Below are 18,901 nucleotides of genomic sequence, written 5' to 3'. Positions count from 1 at the left end.
AATGTCGATTGTATAATGCTTGGAAGCGGCACCCACACCAAGCGTGTATTTTTCAAGCGGGTGGGATCGATAGTAACGTTCTCGGAGCCGTCATATATTGAAGCCTGGAACACACTTTCGGGTCGGGACGATATTCTGCCGCATCCGGGAGAAGCGCTCGGACTGGTGATGGGCCTGCATTCCGCCCCGAACTTCCGAAGTCGAGACTGGGCTAAATTCGCCCCGGCCACGATGCCGGGGGTATCGAACAAAGCTCCGATCAGCGCCGCGGTGCAGGACGCGATAGCCCGTCGGGGCGGCGGCTACACCCGTCAGTTCGTCGAGGAACTGGTGACCGCCTGGCGGCACGGAGGCGGCAGGGACGTGCCGCCGATCTTCATCCTCTCGGCCCCTCCGCCCTATAGAGATCACGCCATCATACGAAGGGCGAAAGCGCCTCCGGCGGTCGTGGTCGAGGCGCATCGGAGGTTTAATGCAAGCGCCACCCAGTTTTTTACAGAATTGGGGGTAACAGTTATCGGTTACCCGCAGTCTGTGCACGACGATGAAGGTTTTCTTCTCCCTGAATATCGGGAGGGAATCGACCCTCTCGACCCACATCACGCGAACTCCAGGTTCGCGGGTCTGATGCTGGACGAACTCGAACGGCGCGTCGCCGCTCTATAGCAAGCCGCCAAAGACCCGATCCGGATGCGCCGAGATCCAATCGAGCTGACGATCTCACCGAGCGTCGGTTTCTCTTCGATTGCAGCGCGGCGCCTGTTCAATAATGGTCCTCAAGCCCTCCACGAGCGCCAACCCCGCCGTTTTCCTGAGGGTCATATCTCTGGCCTCAGAAGTCGATCATTGCGTCTGGGAGGAACGCCGTCCGAGCTATGCTGGACGGATGACAGCCCAAGGCGGCAAGCCGCTCGCGACCATCGCCGTCGCCATGCCTCGGCGGGCTTTCGTACCCAGCCATCCGGCCAGCTTGCATTGGCTTGAAATCGTAGAGCGATAGAACCTGGTCGAATTCCGGAAACGTCGCCCGGATCGGCCGGTCGGGCCTATCTCTTTCGCTGCGGATTGTGGTTGCGCAGAGCGCGCTCGCCCACAAGACCTATAGCCAGAAACAGCATTGTGACCGTGAGTAGATAGCTCCGATCCAGAGACGCGCAGACATAGCCGGCGTAAAATCCCTCTCGGAACCATTCCACGCAGTGCAATACGGGATTCCACAAGAATATCTCGCGGATCCTCGGCGGGACCCGATCGATAATCATGTGAAATCCGGAACTCATGAAGATCGCGAGCATGAAGATATGCTGGAAATGCGTGAGGCCGGGCGCGAGCGTAAGGATGAGCGAAAGCACGAGGCCGAACGCCAAAGCAAATAAGGCCATCGCGCCGAAAGCGACGAAGCAGGTGAGGGGGTCTGCGGGCGCCGCGTCGAAACCGAACAGCCCGAGCGCCGCCAGGACGATGGTCATGGCGACCGCGCCCGTCGTCAGTTCCAGAATCCATGCGGCGTAGGCTGCGTCCAGGCGGTGGATCGCCGTCAGAGCTGACCGCTTTGGGCGGCGCACCGTGCGCGCGACCACCTGGGCTGTCGTCCGCCACGTTCGGGCCACGATCACGCCGTTCGCATAAAACACCTCATAGCTCGTGCCGATCGGCGGTTGATGATCAGCCGCTCCGCGAATGCCGAACTTCAGGATGAACACCCAGCAGATCGGCTCCACGATCGCCCAGAGGTAGCCTGCCCGCGAATTCGCATACCGCGTCCGGATGCGCCGGAGCATCAGCGCGAAGATCGTGCGCGCCTGGAGGGAGGCTGAGGCGGAGAGGTTCACGGGAGGGACTGTCCTGCGGCGGTTCGAGGGATCCGGCGATCGAGGAGCCCGCCAAATTCGGTCGAATCATGGCGAAAAGCAAACTCCGAGCGATGGATTCTCGGAAGCGCCTCTTGCAGCGTCGGTAATCGCGGGGGGCGATCCGGCGTTCACCCTCCCTATGTGGATTGGACGCGGCCTTTTTTGCGTTTGCGAAGTCCGCATGATTCAAATGTCGAACATATCCGAGGAAGCCGACGGGCGGGTGCCGTCCGCAGGAGCGTCGCATGACATCCACGAATGCGCTCGTCGCACCGTCCGGGATTATTGGAATGGCCAGGGCGGTCAAACGCTCGCTGTCGAACGGGCGGCGGCTGTCGGCGTTGCTCGTCATCGGACTCGGATCCGTTTTATGGGCGCCGGCCTGTTTGGCGTGGGGCGGCGAGGGACATCGAGTCGTCGCCATCATCGCCCAGCAGCGGCTGGAGCCCAGGGCCTTGGCTGTCGTCGAAGACCTGCTCAAGGTCGAAGGCGAGACTGATCTTGCCGAGATCGCCAACTGGGCGGACATGGTGAAGCGAACCGAGCCAATGGCGCCGGTGCATAGCACCAGGCTGCCTCTCGATCATTCCGCCCTCGATTTCGGAAAGGTGTGCGGAAAGGTGAGGGCCTGCGCGACGCGGGGAATCACCGAACAGGCCGCGATATTGAGCGACTCAAGCCGTTCGCCGGAGGAGCGACTGAAGGCGCTCAAGTTCGTCGTCCATTTGGTCGGCGACGTTCACCAGCCGCTGCACGCCTCGGCCGACACGGGCCGGGAACAAGTGAGAATCGGCAAGCGGATCACGATAATCCACAAGGTTTGGGACACGCTCATCATCCGCTTCACCGGCCTGAGCCCGGCGGCTCTGGCGCAGAAGCTCGTGGAGAGGCCCGAATATCGTACCCTTCAGTACGGCGGCTCCCCGGCGGACTGGACGGTCGAAAGCCGCGACATAGCGCGCGACGTCATCTTTCCTGATTTGGCCCGGAGCCCAGAGGTCAACGGCGCAAGGCAACTGCCGAAGGGCTATACCGTCGACATGCGTCCAATCGTATTCAACCGGCTAACCCAGGCCGGCGTTCGCTTGGCCGATTTGCTGAACGCCAAGTTAAAAGACAGTCAACAAAAGTAGGCCCCGCTGGAATCTCGAGATGTCCGTGGCCGCAGGCGCTGAAATTTGCGCAGCATTCGGCGCGAAGAATGATCGCGGGGCATGCCGCACTGCGGGCGTCCGATCGACGACGCGAATCTAGCGGTGAAACGCGCCGGGCGCCGGGCAACCCTTCTCCCGCATGGCGACGTACATCGGATCGTCCTGCCATCTTGAGCGCAGTCCGCTATTCAGCGCCATCCCGGCGTATGAGCACCAATCTGCAAGCGATGTCCTTCTCCCCTCCACGCACTCCGCGTATCTGCCGCCTTCAGAATCGTATGAATTCGAACATTCGATCACGCGCCTGAAGCTGTTCGGCGGCGAACTCATCGGTATGCCTTGCGCATGCGAATTTTGAATTTCTAGAATTATAATGATCAAGACGATCAATGGCTGAATGTACAACTATTCTAACCTTTTATTTATATTCTGATTAACTAAACCGCACTGACGTCGCTCGGCAAGCTCAAAAAACGGCCGCTTTTGAACGGGCGTTTCTCCAGCCCCGCCAGCAGGCCCCAAAGACGGAGCCGACCTTTGGCCGATCAGTCAGACGTGCTTCCGGGCGCGATCGCCGACGCGGGGGGCCGCGCGCTCCTTGCCGGCGCAGACGAAGTCGAGGTCGTGCAGGTGGCGCTCGCCGCGGCGCTTCCGCCGAAGGGGGAGAACTCCAGGCCTGCCTTCGCGGCCGCGCGAGTTTACGATCGGGCTGGATCGGCGCTGATGGCGCTTGCATGCCGGACGAGGTGCGCGCCGCGGCGCCGATCGCGGTCGAACAGAACGCGCGGGACGCGGAGACCATGGCAAGGCGGTTCGCGCAGCAAGGCGAAGGGCTATGACCCGCGGCGGCTACGTTGGCGCGGCGTTCCGGCCGGTATTCCGCGCGTGCCGCGTCCGACAGGCGCGTCGAGCGCAACCAGCGCGAGCACGCACGAATATGAGTAGCCCGTAGGCTGGACTAAGAGGCTGGTCTAAGGCGTAGCGACGTGCGGGATCGAGGAGGTGATGTCGGCGCGGTCAGGGACGGGGCGGGGCTGAAGCATCTCGATCACTCGCGCCTCCGCCTCTTGTTGAACATTCTCGTTCCAGGCCCGCGCGCCGAGCCCGTATCCCAGAACGCCGCTTAGAAACGCCGCGAACGCTCCCGCAGCAAGGACAGATCTCGTCTTAAGAGTCGCCATCCGATTCTCCCCACATGCCCCGAGGGGCAGTGAAGTTCAGTTTCGTTGACGAAGTCTTACCAACTATCTCGGCCCCTCTCAGGCATAGGCTGACCAGCTCGAAGAGCGGACAGGTCGGCTTCGAGCTTTGGTTCGATGGCGAGGCATCGAACATCTTCTGGCGCGCCCGCGATCTTGAGGGACCGCACCGCTTCGGTGCGGTCTATGCCAAGTTCTCGGGCCGCAGCATTGACGCCGCCAGTGAGGTTAGGAGCAACCTTCATAAAAACCGGCGCAAGTTGCGCCGGTTTATCTCCGGCCGCCTTCTTCTCGGTCGTCAGCCGAATCCACTCGGCCTGCCGCAGCTTGCGGTCAAAACGGATACCGTGTCCCGCCGTCTCGTCGCAACAGGCGACCCAACGCCCCAAACGTCAGTAGGCCTGGACTGGACCGTCCTATTCGCCGGAGCAGACCCGAACCTTCTTCACCACGGTTTGGGCGCCGCTTTTAATCCGGCGGTTTTCCGTCCAGCATTTTTCGGCGTCAGCTCTCCGATCAGCCTCGGCTTGTTGGTTCGCCGCTGCGGCCCCCGCAATGGTCCCAAGCAAACCGCCCGTGAGATCCATCGCGTCGTTCATCTTGGCTCGCCGGCTCCAATAGTCGGCGTGAGCAGAGCTCGACGCCACTAATAAGCTAAAAGTAAGACCGGAAAGACAGCCATATACTGCACGTGAGCGCCCTGACATTATCAACCTTACCCCCGTAATGTAGGATATTTTTCACTATAAGTTGCAATGGGGCGCTCATCCGAGCGACCAACCGAGGGCATATTTATCAAGCGTAAACCTGTGTGGCAACATCGGGGCGGAAATTTGTTCGTCGGCTACAACGGATGCACTCAGCGACCTGCGTTCCGGCTCCGCAAGTCTGGCCAAAGCGTTCAGTCCGCGCCTTTATCGAGCGACGTCCTGTCCAGCAGACGAATGTCCGGATCGCTGATCTCGGCTGTCGCCCTAGTGAAGCGGTCTGTGTGGGTTAGCCATAATGGCGAACCCCAGCGCGCCGGTAGCGGCGGCCGTTGCGGCCGTGAACGCAGGCGTCACAATGGAGCTTGCGCCGCGTTGGGCGCGGTTGCCGCGCGGGCGCCGCAAGGCGCTGTTCCGGATGCGCACACCCGTACAGGATCTTCCTCCGGCTGTCCGGTCAGCTCGGCTGCCCTTCAGCTTCTCGTCGATGGCGGCGAGGTCGGCGGTCGGCCCGACCGTTTCAACGACGGCGGCTCGTATCTTCCATCGCGACGTTCCGGGTCAGAGACGCGAGCATGATCGGCCGACCCGCGCCGAGACCATCCGTCTTGGCGTAGGCCAGCGCGATCGCCCGCGACCGGGCGTTCTCGGCGGCGGTCGCCAGGCTGATGACCGACCGTTTCTCGTAGAAGGCGTTCCCGCCGGCGATCAGCACATAGCGCATGTTGGGGTATGGAAACCGAAGGCCGGCCGTGTGGAAGAACATCGCGTTCCTCACCGCCGGATGCCGCCTGCCGCTGGCGATTTGATCTGCGACGCGACCCGCGCGCTCCGCCGCCTCGCCCTGCATGGGGCGCGTCAGGACGCCCGGGGCGAATTGCCCCTTCTGGCCGACCACATCGCAATACGAAGAGCCGTACCTGCCGGATCGCAGGCGGTTCTGAACCACCGTTCCGACCGCGAGCATGCCGTCCTCGCTGTTGCGGCGCGCCTCGAAATACATGGCGCGCGCGAGGCACGTCCGCTCGGTCGTCGACAGGCCGACATTCATCGCCGGCATCGTCGACCTAGGCTTCGGGGTCTGCGCACAACCGGCGCCGAGCGTCGCCAGAACCACGGCGCCCAAGTGAAATATGCGTTTCGCCATTCGCGGCCTCCTGAACGTACAGGCTCCGCGCTGTCGTTCGATCACAGTGCCCTTACAGGCGCCAACCTTGGTTAAAGCTTTCTTAATCGGAGCAGATCCGATCGGGCCCGCCACACTGGCGTCGAGAGGGCAGATTGGTTGGCGTGGAGACCTGCCGGGGCCTCCGCTGGAGCTGCGATCTTGAGTGATCGCCGCGCTTCGGTGGGATCTACGCCGAATTCCCGCGCCGCATCGAGATGGACGGACTGATTGTTGTTCAGGCCCAGATCTCGACCGAGTTCACGCGCCTCCTCGCCGGAGGCTGCGCTCCCCCGCCGTAAGATCGGCTCTGTTCAGGTTCTCCGAGATTTCCCGGCGCTCGGCGCGCTCGAGGTCGCCGAGGGCGCCGAGCTGGAGGGAGCCTCAGCCCAGGTCGGCTGGGACCTTGCCACCGTTCGCCTTCAGCTTCGCGATGACCTGCTTGTGCAGCCAGACGTTCATTGTCGCGCTGTCGTTGGCGTCGCCCGTGTAGCCGAGCTCCTTGGCGAGCTCCTGCCGTTTCGCGAGACTGCTGTCGAGGCCGAGCGCCTTCATCAGATCGACGATGGACGTCTTCCAGTGGAGCGTCTGGCCGCTCTTGGCGACGGCGGCGTCAAGCACCGCGGCGACGTCGACATCAGCGGCGGGCGTGGCCCCTGTCGCCGACGACGCGGGCGTTCCTGAGGCGTCTCCGGCCGGAGTCGATGTGGGCGCTTCCGCGGCCTTCGCCTCGGAACCGAAGATCGCGTTCTTGATAGTCTCGAAAATGCTCATTGGCATCGCCTCGATTGGATAGAAGGTGGAGCAAGCTAGGGCGCCGCGCCGCCGCGCTCAACGGAACGCTGCCGCACCGCAAGCGCCACGATGGCCAGCGCCAGCGCCGCCGTCCCGAACGCCGTTCCGATAATCCCGAAGGTCACCGCGGTTCGGGCCGAGGGCTACGCCCGTCGCAGCGGCTTGCAGGTTAGTGAATTCGGCGTCTGGCTCGCCTCGGACGACCCGTTCAGTCATGTCCATTCGGTCCTGCCCGTCGCCCCGACTACCGGAACGGATTCTTATCCGCAGCAGGCCTCTTACCTTCAAGCATACGATAGAGCGTCCACTCCTCGATGATCTTGCGCTTGGTCAGGTAACAGAGGCCAATCTCATCGCCCGACGGAAGCTTTGCCAGAACCGATCGTCCGCCCATCTCCGTGCAGAAGACAGAGGCGGGGTTGGGAATCGCGACCGCAACAGACGGGACGCCGACGACTGCGGCGGCGGCTAGCAACGACTTCGCCTTCATAAGGCCTCCTGTGCGCTCAAGGGGCTGAATGACTGGTGTCGGGTGTTCAGGAGGATACAAGCGCTCCAACATGGCCAATCGTCACGTGCGTAAACTTTGAAATGAACTAGGTATCGCACGGCATGATTGGCCAATACCAGCGGGAGGAGGGAGGCCGTAAGGTGCGGCGGGGCATGACGGGGGTGATCAAAAGTGGCCCCCATGCGGGCGGTCGCGCCTACGGCCACCTCCCCGTTCCGGACCGTCCAGGCGTCGTTCTGCACATCTTCGAGGCGTACGCCGCCGGCGTCCCGCCGCGGTCAATGGCGGCCACTGTCAAACCATCATGCGCAGCACGGCTGCGAAACGGTCTCCACGCCGCCGAACGCGGTCGCGAGCATCGTGTCCACCGAGGTGAACTTCTCCCGAGGCTTCCCAAGCGCGGCTCCGGCGGCCACTTCAGCCGCATCGATCCGCGACCAGGATGTGAAGTCGACCGGCCGCACGCCGCGGGCGGCGAGCGATGACCGCAACGCTGCGCGACCAGGCGCCTGCGATGGCCGATCGGCGAAGTCCGCCAGCATCGACTCGACGGTTTCGAGGCTGCACGCCCGGTTGACGCCGATCACGCCCGAGGGGCCGCGCTTGATCCATCCAGCCACGTACAGCCCAGGCGCCGGCGCCGCGCCGTCCATGACGCGACCGCGCTGGTGCGGGATGGTGCCGGAACGGCCGTCGAACGGCACGCCGTCGGTCGCGACGCCCTTGTAGCCAACGCTTCTGAACACGGCCCCGGCCGTCAACGACACCGTCTCGCCCGTCGGCTCGGCGACTTGGGAGAAGGCGCCGCCTGAAAGGCTGCAGCGATCGAAGACCGCACGCTCGACGTGGCCGGCGCCCTCGATGGCGCGGGGGCTGAGATTGAAATGAAGGTGGATCGCCTTGGCGCGTTCGCGCTGTCGCCCCTCAAAGGTGCGCAGTATCTTGAAGCTTTGCGCTGCGGCGACTCCCCGCAGATCGGCGAGTTCGGCCTCACAGGTGGCGCCCAGGGCGAGATCGGACTCGCCGAGCACGACGTCGGCCTCGGACAACATGCCGATCTCGCGCAGTTCCTTGGCCGTCCACTTCGCCTGCGCCGGGCCGCGCCGGCCGACGAGATGGACGTCGCGGATGCGGCTTTCCGCAAGCGCCTCCAGCGCATGCGCGCAGATGTCGGTCTGACGAAGCTCGTCGACGGATTTCGACAGGATCCGGCAGACGTCGATCGCGACGTTGCCATGCCCGAGGATCACCGCCGCGTCGCATGAAAGGTCGAAGGTCCGGCCCCTGAAGTCCGGATGCCCATTGTACCAGGACACGAACTCGGTCGCGGACCAGCTTCCGCGAAGATCCTCGCCAGGCACGCCGAGCTTGCGGTCCGTGGACGAGCCGCTCGCAATCACGACCGCGTCGTAGAAGCCCCGCAACTCGTCGACCGTCACGTCCCTGCCGAGCGTCACGTTGCCGAAAAAGGCGAAGCGCTCGTGGCCGGCGATCTGGGTGAAGTTCTGGCAAACGGATTTGAGCTTCGGGTGGTCGGGGGCGACGCCGAACCGGACGAGGCCGAAAGGCGTCGGCAGGCGCTCGATGAGGTCGACTTCGGCCCCCGCCTCGAGCAGCGCCTCGGATGCGTAGAAGCCGCTCGGGCCGCTGCCGATCACGGCGACTTTGCGGGCTGATGTAGCGGTCATGTCGGCGTCCTCAGTTCAGTCCGAGCTCGCTTCTGCGCGCGTCAGCCGTCGGGAGCGGCGGCTGCTTCGACCGGATGACTGGCAGGTCCGACGCTTTCTCTGCGTTGATCTGGATCCACTCCTCTTCGTCGCCGGAGAGGTCGAACTCCTCCTTGATCGCGCCGACCGGACAGGCCGGGATGCAGGCGCTGCAGTCCACGCAGACGTCCGGATCAATATAGAGCCGCTCCTCGTCGCCGTGGAAGCAGGCGACGGGGCATACGGTCACGCAGTCGGTGAAGCGGCAGGCCTGGCAGTTCGCGGTGACGACGTGGGTCATGCTGGCATCCTCATGCGCATTCGAACGAGGTCGGCCGCGGCGCGCCGGACTGCGCGCCGCGGCGTCCGTCTCAGGCGGCGACGTGTTCGACCTGGACGAGGTTGTCCGAGTAGCTGCCGGCCATCCCCATGCCGCAGTGGGCGTCGGAACTGATCGAGTTCACGGCGGTGCCCGACTTCGTGAAGCTCGGCCAATGGCCGAGATTGGCCATCACGAGGCCTGGCATCAGCGCGTCGACGATCTCGGCGCGGCCGTCGAAATGCCCGCGCTCGTTGAACACACGCACCGTTGACCCGGTGACGATCTGGCGGGCAGCCGCGTCGTCGGGATGCATGAACACGGTCTGCTCGCCCTGGCGTTTCTGCTTGGGAGCCTCGTTCGCGTACTGAGAGTTCAGGAAGGCGTGGGCCTTCGGGGACACGATCGAGAGCGGGAAGCGCTTGGCGAGCTCGGGATTCGTTTCGCGCGACTCGTGGGGCGCGATGTAGTCCGGAAGCGGATCGATCGGCTCGCCCGGCTGCATGTCCTCGTACATCGACCGCCAGACCGGCACGACGAAGTTCGCGGTGACGCTCGACTTGAACTCGCACTTGCCGGACGGGGTCTTGAAGTTGCCCTCAGCGTGCGGCTTGCGCTCGTGCGGCAGGCCGACATTGATGCGCGCCCAGCCGGTCTCCTTCAGCGTCTCGAGCGTGATGCCTTCAAGCGCCGGCGAATCCCAGTCGTAGAAGTCCTGCAGCATCTCCCAGTCGCTGCGGTCCCAATAGTCGTCGTTGAACGCCATCGCCTTCGCCAGGCGACGGAACATCTCGACGTTCGGCACGCAGTCCGGCGGAGGTGAGATCGCGGGCTGGTTGAGGCTGATGTAGAGGTGGCCCCACGTCACCATGACGTCGAGCTGCTCACCCTGCATCGCGGACGGCAGGATGATGTCGGCGTACTTCGCCGTGTCGGTGATGAAGAGCTCGCTGACGACCGTGAACAGGTCTTCGCGCTCGAGGCCTTTGGCGATCTTCGCCTGCGCGGGCGCCTGGCTCATCGGGTTGGAGTTGTAGACGAACAGCGACTTGATCGGCGGATCGAGCTGGAGTTCGCCCGTCAGCGCGGCGCCGAGATCGAGCTCATTGACCACGCGCGTGCCCGGGCGGATCCAGTCCGGGCGGCAGATCCGGTCGAAGTTGGTCGGGAACTCCCAGATCGGCATTTCCATGGCGCCGCCGCCGACATGCCGCCAGGCTCCGATCAGCGCCGGAAGGCAGGTGATGGCGCGGATCGCCTGGCCGCCGCCGCGGCTGCGCTCGATCGCGACGCCTTCGCGGATCGCGGCCGGCGGGGTCGTGGCGTACTCACGCGCGAGCGTGATGATGTCGTCCGCCGGGATGCCGGTGATCCCGGAGACGCGCTCCGGCGTGAAGAGAGCCGCGCGCTCCTTCAGCTCCTCGTAGCCGAGCGTGTATTTCTCCACATAGTCGTGGTCGACGAGGTCCTCGGCGATGATGACGTTCATCATGCCGAGCGCGAGCGCGCCGTCGGTGCCCGGATTGATCTGGACATGCCAGTCGGCGGCCTTCGCGGTCCGGGTCCGGACGGGGTCGATGACCACGACCTTCGCCCCAGCCTCCTGCGCCTTCACGATGAACGGCCAGCCGTGGATGTTCGTCGAGGTCATGTTCATGCCCCAGACGATGATGTACTTGGCGTGTACGAAGCTCTCGATGTCGAGTCCGCCGGACGGGCCGACCGTCATGATCCAGGCGGTCGACGATCCGCTCTCGCAGTAGGTCTTCTCCGCGACCGTCGACCCCAGACGGTTGAAGAAGGCGTCGCCGGACGTGAGGCCGTTCAGCGTGCCCTGATGCCCCAGATACGCATGGGGCATGATGGCCTGCCCGCCGTATTCGGCGATGATCCCGTTCCACTTGTCGCGGATCGTGGACAGCGCCTCGTCCCATGTGATGGGCTCGAACTGGCGCGACCCCTTCGGTCCGACGCGCTTCAGCGGCGTTAAGATCCGGTCGGGGTTGTAGTGGTGGCTCGCGAAATCCTTGAGCTTCACGCAGAGGCGGCCCTGCGTCATGGGATGGTTCTTGTCGCCCGTGACCTCGACGAGCTTCCCGCCTTTCACGTGGTACTCGAATGCGCAGGTGTCGGGGCAGTCGTGGGGGCAGGCGCCGCGCACGATTCCCGTATCGATCTCAGCGTTCATGGCTTGCTCCGTCGTTCCCGGACGTTGCGAACGCCGCCGCCCATCGGCGACGGCGGGACGATTGCTTGGAACGATATCAAGGAGCGGGACGGCATAAATAGTACGGCCGTCCTAAATGGCCTATATGATGTGCGTTTTAGTACGGTTGTCTGCAAAAATGATGGGCGGACTTGAACGCATCATTGGCGCTCGCAGCTTTCGAGCCACTTTGGCCAATGCAACCCTGGGACCAAAACCCCTTGATCCTCAGAGTGATCATCGATTCCATTGCAGAGTGAGGCTGCTGTCTCGCAATTCTGCAACACTGGCCGGACGAGGCTTCGGCAAACTGGCGAAATCTCTCTCGCCAGCGCCGCTCTCGCAGTCAGATCTTGGGGAAGAGCGGCTGATAAGGCTACGGCCGAGCGACGTCCCTCTACTCGTTCATGTCGCCGGTCTCGGTCGCCTTGAGCAGACCCGCGGCGATCGAGATCCAGACCAGCTTGGCGTCGTTCGACGCGTTGAGCTTGGACCGGATCGTGGAATGATAGTTCTGGACGGTCTTGTGGCTGAGCTGCAGCAGCTTCGACGCCTCTTCTGTCGAGTTTCCCGCCGCGAGCAGCTTAAGGACCTCGACTTCCCGGGGCCCGAGATCGTCAATCGGAGAGCTTCGTCCAGACACGCGCTCGGCGGCGATCATTCGAGAGATGTCGTCGCTTAAGGCCTGCCCGCCACGAAGCACGGCGCCCATGCAGCCGATGAGTTCGCTGGAGGGGCTGCTCTTGGTGACGTATCCGGCCGCTCCCGCCTCGAACGCCTTGAGCGCGTAGTTGACGCTCTGGTGCATCGTGAAGATCAGGATCTTGGCCTTGCGGTCATAGGCCTTGATCCGGCGCACCCCTTCAAGGCCGCTGGAGCCGGGCATGGAGATGTCCATGAGCGTAATGTTCGGTTCCGTCCTCTTGTAGAGCTCGTAACCGTCCTTGGCGGTATTGGCCTCGCCGAGGATCTTGTATTCGGCCTGCCGCTCCAGCAGTTTACGGTAGCCGGCCCGCACCACCGGATGGTCGTCGATCAGAATAGCGGTGTGCTTTCCGCTCATGCCGCGACCTCAGGCGCCGGGCCAAATGGGATGAGCGCTGACACCCGCACGCCCCGCGGCGCGGCGTCCGCCGCGAACTTTCCTCCAAGAGCCGCGAGCCGCTCGCGGATGCCCAAGATGCCATGGCCCGTCCGGGTGTGGAGATCGGCGGGATCGCCGCCGCCGTCGTCCTCGACCGACAATTCCACGGCGTTGGAGGAGGACCTGGCGTTCACGCGGACCCGGACCTCGCTTGGACGCCCGTGGCGCGTCGCGTTGGTCAGGCACTCCTGCGCGATGCGGTAGATGCTCAAAGCCGCCTGCGCTGGAACCCTCGACAGTTCGCCGACGATGTCGAGCTTGTAGACCGGCGCCGCGGCGGTGGAGTGGGGCCCGGCGAGGCGCGTATTCCAGGTCGAGACCAACTGGTCGAGGCATTGCTCCAGCCCCGCGTCGTCAAGCTCCGGCGGCCGCAGCCGCGCCAGCGCGCCGCGCAGGGTTGACATCATTCTGTCGGTGATCTCGACGATCTCCTCGACTTCGTAGGCGAGCTCCGGCTCACGCTTCCTGAGCGCGGCCGCGACTGCGCCCGACATCGCGCTCACAGCCGTTAGGCATTGGCCGAACTCATCGTGCAGATCGCGCGCGAGGTTGCCGCGCTCCTCCTCCTGGACCTGAAACAGCCGCCAGGTGAGCGCGGCGCGTTCGGCCGTGGTCTGGCTCAAGCGTCCCGACAGGTCGTTGAAAGCGCGGGCAATGTGGGCGAACTCCTCCGACCGGAATGTTGGCAGCCGCGCGGCAAGGTCGCCCTGTTCGAGCTTTCGCAGACCCCTGACGATCGTCTCGGCGGGAAGGAGCGCATGCCCGATCACGAGGGTCGCGAGCGCGCCGATCGCGGCCGCCATCGCGGCTGAGACGCCGACCACAACGCTGACCTGCCGCCACGCCTGCCGCGCGGCCGATCCCTCATCCGCTTCGGCGCGGACGTGTCCCGCAGTCTGCATGTAGAGAGTGATCATCCGGCTCGATGGCTCGATGGGTCCGAACATCCATTCGTTCAGCCGAGTGAACCAGTCGGGCGGGGTCGCGCCGCCGCTCGCGACGCCGCACAGGCGGCTCGGCGCCCGATCCGCCCAGGCGACGCTGACACAGTAGCCGGGACTGATCACGCGCAGCGTGTCGGAGCTTCGCCAGTCGGGGAAAGCGAAATCGTTCTGCGGATTGATGGTCCCGCGGAACGTCATCTCGCGCCACGCGAGCGAGACCGCTTCCCGCTGGACGCGGGCCGCCGACGCCTCGAGCTCGGAATGGATCGTTCGGTTCACGTCGACCATCACCCAAGCGGCGGCGCCCAACAGGCAAAGCAGCACGACCCCCACGACCCTCAGGATCGTTCCGACCAGAAGCCTCATGGCTCATCTCCAAGCGCGCCAGACGGCACTCGATCGAACCTTCGTTCGGAACTCAAGATGTCCCTTGGAATCGCGGGCAAAACTCCCACGGTCGCGGGGGAGCTGCGCTCTTCATCGGCGTGCGTTTCTTAGATTTTTATGAGGAATCCCAGGCGTCGGACTTGGGCTAACAAGAAAATCTCGGAGGACGCAGTGAAGCCTTCTTCTCTCTTGAGACTCGGGATGGGTCTCGGCGTGGGCTGTGTGGTCGGACTTGGCTCCGCTCAGGCCAACGAGGACGTCCTGAAGCGCAGCGCCGATCCCACGGGGCAGGTCCTGCAGACGATCGACTACGCGAACACGCGTTACTCGAAGCTCGACCAGATCAATCTCGACACCGTGAAGAAGCTGCAGGTGCAGTGGACCTTTTCGACGGGTGTTCTGCGCGGCCATGAAGGCTCGCCGCTGGTCGTGGATGGCGTCATGTACGTGCACACCCCGTTCCCGAACAACGTCTTCGCGCTGGACCTCAACAACGAAGGCAAGATTATCTGGAGGTATGAGCCGAAGCAGGATCCGGCCGTCATTCCGATCATGTGCTGCGACGTCGTCAACCGCGGGCTCGCGTACGCAGACGGCGTGATCTTCCTGCATCAGGCCGATACGACCGTCGTCGCGCTCGACGCCAAGACCGGCCAGAAGAAGTGGTCGGTCGTGAATGGCGATCCCAAGGTTGGAGAGTCGAACACCGCCACGGTTCTCCCCGTGAAGGACAAGCTGATCGTCGGGATCTCGGGCGCCGAGTTCGGCATCCGCGGTCACCTCACCGCCTATAACATCAAGGACGGAAAGCTCGCCTGGCGCGCCTACAGCGTTGGTCCGGACGAAGATCTGCTGGTCGATCCCGAGAAGACCACGGAACTCGGCAAGCCGATCGGCAAGGATTCTTCGCTGAAGACCTGGCAGGGCGATCAATGGAAGATCGGCGGCGGTTCGACCTGGGGCTGGTACTCGTACGATCCCAAGCTGAACCTAGTCTACTACGGCACCGCCAACCCCTCGACCTGGAACCCCAAACAGCGGCCCGGCGACAACAAGTGGTCGATGGCGATCTTCGCCCGCGACGTCGACACCGGCGTCGCCAAATGGGTCTACCAGATAACGCCTCACGACCAGTGGGACTACGACGGCATCAATGAGATGATCCTCACGGACCAAACCATTGACGGCAAGAAGCAGCCTCTGCTGACGCATTTCGACCGTAACGGCTTCGGCTACACGCTGAACCGCGAGACGGGCGCCCTTCTCGTCGCCGAGAAGTACGATCCCGCGGTGAACTGGGCCTCGAAGATCGACATGGACAAGTCGTCCAAGACCTACGGGCGTCCGCTGGTCGCGGCCAAGTACTCGACAGACCAGAACGGCGAGGACGTGAACTCGCAGGGCATCTGCCCGGCGGCTCTCGGCACCAAGGACCAGCAGCCTGCGGCCTACTCGCCGGAGACCGAGCTGTTCTACGTCCCCACCAATCACGTCTGCATGGACTACGAGCCGTTCCGCGTCACCTACACGGCCGGTCAGCCCTACGTCGGCGCAACCCTCTCGATGTACGCCGCGCCCAACAGCCATGGCGGCATGGGCAACTTCATCGCCTGGGACGGCAAGAAGGGTAAGATCGTCTGGTCCAACAAGGAGCAGTTCTCGGTGTGGTCGGGCGCTCTCGCGACCGCAGGCGGCGTCGTGTTCTACGGCACGCTCGAAGGCTACCTGAAGGCCGTCGACGCCAAGACCGGCAAGGAGCTCTACAAGTTCAAGACGCCGTCCGGCATCATTGGCAACGTCATGACCTATGAGCACAAGGGCAAGCAGTTCATCGCGGTGCTCTCGGGCGTCGGCGGCTGGGCCGGCATCGGCCTCGCGGCCGGTCTCGCCAACCCGGCCGACGGTCTCGGCGCGGTCGGCGGATATTCGGCGCTCGCCAACTACACGGCGCTCGGCGGCCAGCTCACCGTCTTCGGTCTTCCGAACTAACCGAGACCTATGATCCGGAGGGGGCGACTGCTCCCCCCGGCTTTCTTCCGCGAAGCCTGGTCTGCTCCCTCTTTCCAGGCAGTCCGTGGGGCGGCGAGCTTTGTGCTCGCCGCTTTTTTTGGTCCATTGGGCATGGCTGGGTTCAGACATGCTGACTAGAAAACGTGCGGTCACGCTGCCGGTCGCGCTCGCCACATCCGCCGGGCGTCCGCTCGCGACGATGCGGGCGCCAGCCTCTCCCGCGCCCGGCCCGATGTCGATCACCCAGTCGCCGGCCGCCGCGACGCTCATGTCGTGATCGACGACCACGAGCGTTCCTCCGGCCTCCTCCAGCGCGCGCAGTTGCGTGACGAGGCGCTCCACGTCGGGTGGGTGAGGGCCCGTCATCGGCTCGTCGAGCAGAACGCGGACTCGGCCGTCGAGCCGCGCGGCCCGATGATCAGGTCGATGTGAGCGACCTCGTTGCCGTCGCCGACCAGCGACTCGCCGATAAGGGTCTTGGTGATCTTTGCCATTGTCGTTCTCTCCAGAAGGGAACCGGCGCCGCATGACGCCAGGCCGGCGATATTAGGACGCTCGTACCAGATATGATTGCAGGCCCTTGCAAGTCCGTCGGCGGAGATGTTTCTTGGACAGTCGTACGACATTCGCGTGACCGGCCCTCGCCGCGCGGTCACTGTCTCCCATGGAGATCAGGAGCCGTAGATGACCCAGCCGGAGCACGCCGTCCGCGCGTCGACGACCAAGGGCAACGACCGAGTGGGGACCATTCTGGTCGCGGCGAAAGACATCCTGGTGACGCAGGGCTTCGCAAACCTGTCCTACCGCAACATCGCCAAGGGCGCTGGCATCGCGGTCGGCAACGTCAACTACTACTACCCGTCAAAAGACGACCTCATGGTCGACCTCGCCCACTACATCTTCGATCAATGGGACACGCGGTTTCGGAAGCGCGTGCCGGCGAAGCTGAAGGACGACCGCGAGATCTTCCGGTTCTCGGTGGAATTCATGATCTCCGAGAACAAACGCGACAGGACGGTCAATCTGCTGATGGAGATGTGGGCGATGGCCAACCATTCGCCGTCGGTCTCAAAAATGCTCGGCGCTTTTTATGAGAAGATGCGGACCTGGATCAGCGAGATGATCGGGCGCGTCAGGCCCCAGCTGTCGAAGGACAGCCGCGACCTGAGGGCTGCCCTCATCACCGCGCAGATCGAAGGATTGATGATTTTGATCGGGCCAAAACGCGTTCGATACAGCGAACTGGCCGGTCTCGAGCGCGCCGCGGTTTTCCAGATCGAGCGACTGGCCTTCTCTGACTGAACCGTCAGTTTGAGCATGACGCCAGCACGCTCACGAGCCGCTCATAGGCGATGTCGAGATTGGACGACGCCGCGACCATCCGGCCGAACTGCCCGCCCGGCCATTCCTCCACGACGAAGTTCGGCTCAAGGTCGCGCGTGGCGCGCTCGGGCTCCGGCTCGGCCTGCGAGGCTCCGCCCGGCCCAGGCGGCGAGAACACGACCGTCACCCGGCAGGACCCGCACTCCGGGCACATCATCCGCTCGCTCAAGCCCGAGCGCGCCGGCCGCGCGTCCAGGTGATCGAAGCGAGATCCAGCGCCTCGCTAGCTCCTCAGTTCTAAATTCCGTCGGGACTCTTATCGTAAAACGTGCATGGAATCCCACCCTGCACGCGGCCATGGGAGCGCCGCACATCGGGAGAAGTCACCATGGCTACGATCAACGATGACGATGAAGGTCACACGATCAGTGGCGATCTTGAAAAGACGAATTTTATCTCTGGCAAAGGCGGCAATGATACCATCTATGGCGGGTATCTATCCGATGTCCTGAGAGGAGGGACCGGCGACGATTACGTCTCGGCGCTAGACGGCTCAGATTCAGTCTCTGACGAATCGGGCAACAATGAGCTGCATGCGGGGGCCGGCGACGACATCGTCAATGTGGGCTTTGCAGGCCTCGGGCTGGGGGCGACCAACCAAATCTTCGCTGAGGCTGGTGACGACCTGATCTATGCGGGCGGTCAGATCGATCACATCGACGGCGGCCTGGGCGAAGACCTCGTCAGCTACGCCATCATCTCGGATTCGGTTGGTGTGACGGTGAACCTCCTCACCGGCAAGGGCTCGGGCGGTTGGGCCGAGGGCGACACCTACAAGGGCGTCGAAGACGTCAACGGGTCCTTCTATGCCGACGTGATCATCGGCAACGGCGCCTATAACGTGCTCGACGGCGGGGGCGGCGACGACCGCATTCAGGGCCGTTCCGGCGGCGATTACCTCGACGGCGGCGATGATTTCGACACGCTCGACTATCGCGACAGCACGGCGGGCGTCAGCATCGATCTGCTCAACGGGTCGGCCGCGGGCGGCGCGGCCCAGGACGACCAGATCGTCAACTTCGAGGCGGTCTGGGGCAGCGACTTCGCTGATACGCTCCAGGGCGACGGCGGCGGAAATGCGCTGAACGGCTTCGCCGGCGGCGACCAGCTCGATGGCGGCGCGGGCGCCGACACCCTGACCGGCGGCGCCGGGGACGACGTCTATGTCGTCGACGACGCGGGCGACCGGGTGGTCGAGGCGAACGGCGAAGGGACGGACGCGGTCATGAGCTCCGTCTCGTTCTCGCTCGCGGGACAATACGTCGAGAAGATTACCCTCACCGGCTCAGCCGACATCAATGGGACCGGCAACAGCCTCGCCAATACGATCGTCGGAAACAGCGGCGTGAACATTCTGAACGGCGCGAGCGGCGCCGACACGATGTCAGGCGGCAAGGGAAACGACGACTATTACGTCG

The 18,901-nt window shown here is 63.9% G+C and carries 16 protein-coding genes and 2 pseudogenes; 7 read left to right on the top strand and 11 right to left on the bottom strand.

Annotated elements, in window-relative coordinates; genetic code table 11:
• Positions 1-15: 15 nt before the first annotated feature.
• Entirely contained in the window at positions 16-666 is a 651-nt protein-coding gene (locus tag PKE75_RS00090) for a hypothetical protein (protein ID WP_271166652.1), read from the top strand.
• 380 nt (positions 667-1,046) lie between these two features.
• Here the strand turns inward: PKE75_RS00090 and PKE75_RS00085 are convergent, their stop codons facing one another.
• Complete coding sequence (locus tag PKE75_RS00085; RefSeq protein ID WP_271166898.1) at positions 1,047-1,781, bottom strand: ABC transporter permease; 735 nt, start codon at positions 1,779-1,781, stop codon at positions 1,047-1,049.
• Positions 1,782-2,098: 317 nt separating this feature from the next.
• On the opposite strand from PKE75_RS00085, the gene PKE75_RS00080 reads away from it, so the two are divergent.
• Together PKE75_RS00080 and PKE75_RS00075 are read left to right on the top strand one after the other, a co-directional pair.
• The gene (locus PKE75_RS00080) at positions 2,099-2,986 is read left to right on the top strand and encodes a S1/P1 nuclease (RefSeq protein ID WP_271166651.1); all 888 of its coding nucleotides are present in this window, start codon (positions 2,099-2,101) and stop codon (positions 2,984-2,986) included.
• 1,231 nt (positions 2,987-4,217) lie between these two features.
• A complete protein-coding gene (locus PKE75_RS00075) occupies positions 4,218-4,856 on the top strand; it encodes a hypothetical protein (RefSeq protein ID WP_271166650.1) in 639 nt (212 codons plus the stop codon).
• Between the two features lie 733 nt (positions 4,857-5,589).
• Here PKE75_RS00075 and PKE75_RS00070 read toward each other — a convergent pair.
• The 8 genes and pseudogenes from PKE75_RS00070 to PKE75_RS00035 all read right to left on the bottom strand — a co-directional run.
• Positions 5,590-5,940 (bottom strand): annotated as a pseudogene (locus PKE75_RS00070) (cell wall hydrolase); the annotation flags it as partial.
• Positions 5,941-6,462: 522 nt separating this feature from the next.
• Entirely contained in the window at positions 6,463-6,852 is a 390-nt protein-coding gene (locus PKE75_RS00065; RefSeq protein WP_271166649.1) for a DUF3597 domain-containing protein, read from the bottom strand.
• A 265-nt stretch (positions 6,853-7,117) separates the two neighbouring features.
• Positions 7,118-7,363 carry a DUF333 domain-containing protein gene (locus PKE75_RS00060; RefSeq protein ID WP_271166648.1) on the bottom strand — a complete coding sequence of 82 codons (246 nt, stop codon included), beginning with the start codon at positions 7,361-7,363 and terminating at the stop codon, positions 7,118-7,120.
• A 323-nt stretch (positions 7,364-7,686) separates the two neighbouring features.
• Entirely contained in the window at positions 7,687-9,072 is a 1,386-nt protein-coding gene (locus tag PKE75_RS00055; protein WP_271166647.1) for an FAD-dependent oxidoreductase, read from the bottom strand.
• Positions 9,073-9,082: 10 nt separating this feature from the next.
• Positions 9,083-9,391: a ferredoxin family protein gene (locus tag PKE75_RS00050; protein ID WP_271166646.1), complete on the bottom strand. Its 309-nt coding sequence runs from the start codon at positions 9,389-9,391 to the stop codon at positions 9,083-9,085.
• A 70-nt stretch (positions 9,392-9,461) separates the two neighbouring features.
• A complete protein-coding gene (locus PKE75_RS00045; RefSeq protein WP_271166645.1) occupies positions 9,462-11,597 on the bottom strand; it encodes a molybdopterin-containing oxidoreductase family protein in 2,136 nt (711 codons plus the stop codon).
• 415 nt (positions 11,598-12,012) lie between these two features.
• Entirely contained in the window at positions 12,013-12,678 is a 666-nt protein-coding gene (locus PKE75_RS00040) for a response regulator (RefSeq protein ID WP_271166644.1), read from the bottom strand.
• On the bottom strand, positions 12,675-14,069 hold the full coding sequence (locus PKE75_RS00035) for a HAMP domain-containing sensor histidine kinase (protein WP_271166643.1): 1,395 nt from the start codon (positions 14,067-14,069) through the stop codon (positions 12,675-12,677). The genes PKE75_RS00040 and PKE75_RS00035 overlap by 4 nt, the downstream gene beginning before the upstream one ends.
• Before the next feature lie 222 nt (positions 14,070-14,291).
• On the opposite strand from PKE75_RS00035, the gene PKE75_RS00030 reads away from it, so the two are divergent.
• Both PKE75_RS00030 and PKE75_RS17865 read left to right on the top strand, forming a co-directional pair.
• Positions 14,292-16,079: a methanol/ethanol family PQQ-dependent dehydrogenase gene (locus PKE75_RS00030; protein WP_271166642.1), complete on the top strand. Its 1,788-nt coding sequence runs from the start codon at positions 14,292-14,294 to the stop codon at positions 16,077-16,079.
• A gap of 148 nt (positions 16,080-16,227) precedes the next feature.
• Positions 16,228-16,377: a hypothetical protein gene (locus PKE75_RS17865; protein WP_428979077.1), complete on the top strand. Its 150-nt coding sequence runs from the start codon at positions 16,228-16,230 to the stop codon at positions 16,375-16,377.
• Between the two features lie 97 nt (positions 16,378-16,474).
• Here PKE75_RS17865 and PKE75_RS00020 read toward each other — a convergent pair.
• Positions 16,475-16,594 (bottom strand): annotated as a pseudogene (locus PKE75_RS00020) (formaldehyde-activating enzyme); the annotation flags it as partial.
• Positions 16,595-16,784: 190 nt separating this feature from the next.
• On the opposite strand from PKE75_RS00020, the gene PKE75_RS00015 reads away from it, so the two are divergent.
• Positions 16,785-17,402 carry a TetR/AcrR family transcriptional regulator gene (locus tag PKE75_RS00015; RefSeq protein ID WP_271166641.1) on the top strand — a complete coding sequence of 206 codons (618 nt, stop codon included), beginning with the start codon at positions 16,785-16,787 and terminating at the stop codon, positions 17,400-17,402.
• Positions 17,403-17,406: 4 nt separating this feature from the next.
• Here PKE75_RS00015 and PKE75_RS00010 read toward each other — a convergent pair whose 3' ends face one another.
• Positions 17,407-17,652, bottom strand: a complete 246-nt coding sequence (locus tag PKE75_RS00010; protein WP_271166640.1) for a hypothetical protein — start codon at positions 17,650-17,652, stop codon at positions 17,407-17,409.
• A 159-nt stretch (positions 17,653-17,811) separates the two neighbouring features.
• Between PKE75_RS00010 and PKE75_RS00005 the strand changes: the two genes are divergently transcribed.
• Positions 17,812-18,901 (top strand): calcium-binding protein (locus PKE75_RS00005; RefSeq protein ID WP_271166639.1); only part of this gene is annotated, 1,090 nt, incomplete at its 3' end.

It is taken from the genome of Hansschlegelia plantiphila (assembly GCF_027922265.1).
Taxonomy (GTDB): domain Bacteria; phylum Pseudomonadota; class Alphaproteobacteria; order Rhizobiales; family Methylopilaceae; genus Methylopila; species Methylopila plantiphila.
The sequence above is the reverse complement of the archived record's forward strand: the minus strand, read 5'-3'. Positions and strand labels throughout refer to the sequence as shown.

What these genes read in the sequence shown, in the direction of transcription:
- PKE75_RS00045 (WP_271166645.1), bottom strand. Translation starts at nt 11,597, where the DNA reads ATGAACGCTGAGATCGATACGGGAATCGTGCGCGGCGCCTGCCCCCAC.
- PKE75_RS00065 (WP_271166649.1), bottom strand. Translation starts at nt 6,852, where the DNA reads ATGAGCATTTTCGAGACTATCAAGAACGCGATCTTCGGTTCCGAGGCG.
- PKE75_RS00090 (WP_271166652.1), top strand. Translation starts at nt 16, where the DNA reads ATGCTTGGAAGCGGCACCCACACCAAGCGTGTATTTTTCAAGCGGGTG.
- PKE75_RS00080 (WP_271166651.1), top strand. Translation starts at nt 2,099, where the DNA reads ATGACATCCACGAATGCGCTCGTCGCACCGTCCGGGATTATTGGAATG.
- PKE75_RS17865 (WP_428979077.1), top strand. Translation starts at nt 16,228, where the DNA reads ATGCTGACTAGAAAACGTGCGGTCACGCTGCCGGTCGCGCTCGCCACA.
- PKE75_RS00035 (WP_271166643.1), bottom strand. Translation starts at nt 14,069, where the DNA reads ATGAGGCTTCTGGTCGGAACGATCCTGAGGGTCGTGGGGGTCGTGCTG.
- PKE75_RS00055 (WP_271166647.1), bottom strand. Translation starts at nt 9,072, where the DNA reads ATGACCGCTACATCAGCCCGCAAAGTCGCCGTGATCGGCAGCGGCCCG.
- PKE75_RS00015 (WP_271166641.1), top strand. Translation starts at nt 16,785, where the DNA reads ATGACCCAGCCGGAGCACGCCGTCCGCGCGTCGACGACCAAGGGCAAC.
- PKE75_RS00040 (WP_271166644.1), bottom strand. Translation starts at nt 12,678, where the DNA reads ATGAGCGGAAAGCACACCGCTATTCTGATCGACGACCATCCGGTGGTG.
- PKE75_RS00085 (WP_271166898.1), bottom strand. Translation starts at nt 1,781, where the DNA reads ATGCTCCGGCGCATCCGGACGCGGTATGCGAATTCGCGGGCAGGCTAC.
- PKE75_RS00060 (WP_271166648.1), bottom strand. Translation starts at nt 7,363, where the DNA reads ATGAAGGCGAAGTCGTTGCTAGCCGCCGCCGCAGTCGTCGGCGTCCCG.
- PKE75_RS00050 (WP_271166646.1), bottom strand. Translation starts at nt 9,391, where the DNA reads ATGACCCACGTCGTCACCGCGAACTGCCAGGCCTGCCGCTTCACCGAC.
- PKE75_RS00030 (WP_271166642.1), top strand. Translation starts at nt 14,292, where the DNA reads ATGGGTCTCGGCGTGGGCTGTGTGGTCGGACTTGGCTCCGCTCAGGCC.